Here is a 3,579-nt window from a genome sequence, read left to right on the forward strand (position 1 = left end):
AAGAATCCGACGCGTTCCGGCTATTCGTTCGATGGCTGGTATACGGAGAAGTCGGGTGGTTGGAAGTTCGACTTCAACAAGCAGGGTGTGTGGTACAGTTTCACCCTGTACGCGCACTGGACCAAGCAGCCGTCGAAGTTCACGGTTCGGTTTGATGGTAATGGTGGTTCCGGTGCTGCCGCGCAGTCTGTGGCGCAGGGCGGCAAGGCCGCCAAGCCGAAGAATCCGACGCGTTCCGGCTATTCGTTCGATGGCTGGTATACGGAGAAGTCGGGTGGTTGGAAGTTCGACTTCAACAAGCAGGGTGTGTGGTACAGTTTCACCCTGTACGCGCACTGGACCAAGCGCAAGTGAATAAGTAACTATCGCACTATATGAGGCGGCCATGTTCACATATAATCTGTGGACGTGTCCGCCTCATACGTTTCGGGACAGATAGGCGCTATTTCGGTGTGTGTGAATTACACCTGTCCTAAGGTGACGTCGTGCAGATTGTCCGTGCCTCGATAGGATTCGTTAGTCCATACGAGCTTATGTCTACACACGCTATTCGTCCGTTTTTACTAGTTCAGCGTCGTCTAGATCTCCGACCATGCCGGTTGAGAGCTGTGGACTTGTGTTTTCGATGCCGTCCTCGCCTTTTCGTTTTTCGATTAGCGTGTTTCGCTGTTGACGGGAGCGACCGGTCGATGGTGGTCCAGATCTTTTTCATGAATGAAAACAGGAGTTTCTTGATGAAGAAGCTCATCAGTGAGGTGCAGAGAGTGCCGGGTAAGTCAGCGGCAGCGTGCTGTATTGTTTGGACGATGATGCCCCATATGCGCAACAAGATATGGGACGTGGTACCGGCAAAAAGTGTTAATAGTATCGGTAAGTAGTGAAGTATCTCGTCTGACTTGCTCATGCTGAACGCATGCGTCCGGCAGCCAAGTCATTAGTGGGGAGGAGTGCGAGAATCGCATGATATCGCCCGACACGCCGAAGTGTGAAAGGCGCCAGATGTCGGTTCGACACCCAAGACGGGGACTGTCTCGGAAAGTGTGTAACTGGCTTTGATCGCCGGCTCTACGAACCGGCGGGAAATGGGCCTGTGATGAGCATGCCGACTGGGACTGTGTCTGTTCAATAGGAAGTGGGCCGGTCGAGGTGGTGCTGTTGGATGACGTGGTGCCTCTGATCTTCGTCAATCGCAATGATTCCTATGCGGCGATGCTGTTCTCTCTCCTGCATGAGATCGGTCACGTGCTGCTTGGCTCCAATGAGGTGTACAACGACTCCTCCACTGACAGCAGCAATGGCGTCGAACGCAAGATCAACCAGGCCGTCGTCCTGTCGGTCGTGGATGACGAAGCGGAATTCCGTGCGTACTGGAGGCAGGCGGCTGAGCATGGTGCTCATGTGCAGGACATTGCGGATGATTGCGCGAAAAGGTACGGTCTGAGCGCTTTGGCATTGACGATTCACGCCCGTAAGCTTGGCTTGGCCAGTGACGAGGACGTGCGTCTGATCCGCGCCCTGAGCGAACGGCGTGTGACGGATACGGAGGCTGCCGGTTCCGGCGGCAATCAGAACCTGACGAACGCTTCCCATCTGGACACGAGATTCGTGCGCATGATCCGGGACGGTGTCGACCGGGGAAGCCTGCCCTATTCCGATGGCCTGTCCCTGCTGCGTCAGGTCCATGCACGCCTATGACGGCCTGCTCGAGGCTTGGATCAGTGAGTGATCTGTTTCTGTTGGGCTCTGTGCCTGTTTAATAGGAAGTGGGCCGGTTGAGCGTGTGTAACACCCGGTGTTCAAACCTCTGAATAATCACAATCAGTCTCGGCTTCAGTCTCGGAATGAATCTGAAGCTTTGAAAAAAACTATTTTTTTTGCACGCTCAGTGCACTATTTTTTGTACATCAATAGTATAAAATGATGTACATGACAGACTACATTCCCCGACCCCTGGCCGAGACGATCCTCAACGCGAGACGCAAGACCGTGATCCTCGAAGGCGCACGCGCGGTCGGCAAAACGATGATGGCCCGCGAGCAACTAGTGCCGCAAGGATTCGCCTACACGACCCTAGCCGACGAGAACACCTACAATCTCGCCACGGCCGACCTGCGCGGATGGCTGAATGAACTGCGCACGCCGGTCATCATCGACGAGGCACAGCGCATCGCCGAACTGCCGCTCGAGATCAAGGAGATCGTCGACGCCATGCCCTCCGGCGGCATCCGATTCCTGCTCACCGGCAGCGCGGTCATCAACCGCGGCGGCCTCGACGGCCAAGACCCACTCGCCCGACGCGCTCAACGCTATGCCATGAGCCCACTGACACAGCGCGAACGACTCGGCATACCGCGCAGCATCGTCGACGGCCTGTGGAACGGTGTCCCGAACACGGACTACGACAACGGCATCGGCCGCAGCGCACTGTACGGCCTGATGGCCGCGGGCGGATTCCCGGAATACTCATCGCAATACGACGAATACGAGGACTGGGAACGCGAACGACTCGTAACCGACGACATCTCAACCGTGTTGGGCGACACGATCCTGCCCGGTGAAAAACTCGACGCGGTCATCGCCCGCACGATCCTCGACCGGCTCCTGTGCTCGCCCGGCGGCATACTCAACGCCAGCGCAACCGGCGACCAGCTCGCGCTCGACCGCCGCACCGTGGAACGCTACGTCGGGGTGTTCATGCGCCGCTTCCTCATCCACGCGCTGCCCAACATCAAGACCGCGCCGAACCGCCAGGCGTTCACCCGCGCGAAACTGCATCCGGTCGACACGTCATTGAGCGTGCAAACGCTCCTGTCCAAAGGCAAGGACCCGCTCACCGACCCCGTCATCTACGGCGGGCTGCTCGAATCGTTCGTAGCCAACCAGATCGTGCCGGCGGTGCAATGGTCGACCACGCACCCCGACTGCTTCTACTGGCGAGAACCCGGCTCCAGCCCCAAGGAAGTCGATCTGGTCATGCAACGACGGAACCGCCTCGTCGGCATCGAGGTCAAGTCCTCGGCGAAAGTCAACCGCGACGACTTCAAAGGACTCGCGGAACTCGCCAAAGACCCCCGATTCCACCGCGGATACCTCATCTACACCGGCAATACGATCATGAAATGGCCCGGCAACCTATGGGTACTGCCCGTCACCGCGCTATGGGACCCGACGGCCTTTCTCGATGCATCTTATCCCGTTCTGAACGTTGAGTCATAAAGCTATTTCGGCTCCGGATGAACGGCATTTTAGTCCATTTCAGCGTGTGGCGAGAAGTGAACGCCGGCCCGTCCTGCCCGGATGGGTTTCCTGAGTTGGCCGACACAAGAAGCCCGGCGTAAAGCTCGGCCTTCTTCTCTGCCGAACAGATTATGGTTTGAGGTCGCCGTCTGCAGCGAGGGATTCCAGGAGGTTGAGGTGTCGTATGCCGTTCTTCTGGCCCGGCAAAACAAATATGGCGCTTGTGTTGTTTTCGTGGGTGTGGGTTCGTCGTTGAGCCGTTGAGGGAGTAAGAGAAGAGCGCTTCCTGGGTAGGATGTTTTCGACCAAGATAAACAAGCAACCAGCAAGCGCCTGATGAAC

Annotated in this window: 3 protein-coding genes and 1 pseudogene; 3 read left to right on the forward strand and 1 reads right to left on the reverse strand. The window is 57.2% G+C overall.

Annotated features, from left to right (window positions below):
• From JS541_RS14495 to JS541_RS14505, 3 genes are all read left to right on the forward strand, one after another.
• The coding region (locus JS541_RS14495; RefSeq protein ID WP_214375193.1) for an InlB B-repeat-containing protein at nt 1–354 on the forward strand (354 nt) is incomplete at its 5' end.
• Nucleotides 355–1,125: 771 nt separating this feature from the next.
• Complete coding sequence (locus JS541_RS14500) at nt 1,126–1,695, forward strand: ImmA/IrrE family metallo-endopeptidase (RefSeq protein WP_338023683.1); 570 nt, start codon at nt 1,126–1,128, stop codon at nt 1,693–1,695.
• Between the two features lie 231 nt (nt 1,696–1,926).
• A complete protein-coding gene (locus JS541_RS14505; RefSeq protein ID WP_214375195.1) occupies nt 1,927–3,216 on the forward strand; it encodes an AAA family ATPase in 1,290 nt (429 codons plus the stop codon).
• 150 nt (nt 3,217–3,366) lie between these two features.
• Here JS541_RS14505 and JS541_RS14510 read toward each other — a convergent pair.
• Nucleotides 3,367–3,579: pseudogene (locus tag JS541_RS14510) on the reverse strand (hypothetical protein); the annotation flags it as partial.

The organism is Bifidobacterium sp. SO1 (genome assembly GCF_018555335.1).
In the GTDB taxonomy this organism is placed as follows: Bacteria; Actinomycetota; Actinomycetes; order Actinomycetales; family Bifidobacteriaceae; genus Bifidobacterium; species Bifidobacterium simiiventris.

What these genes read in the sequence shown, in the direction of transcription:
- JS541_RS14505 (WP_214375195.1), top strand. Translation starts at nt 1,927, where the DNA reads ATGACAGACTACATTCCCCGACCCCTGGCCGAGACGATCCTCAACGCG.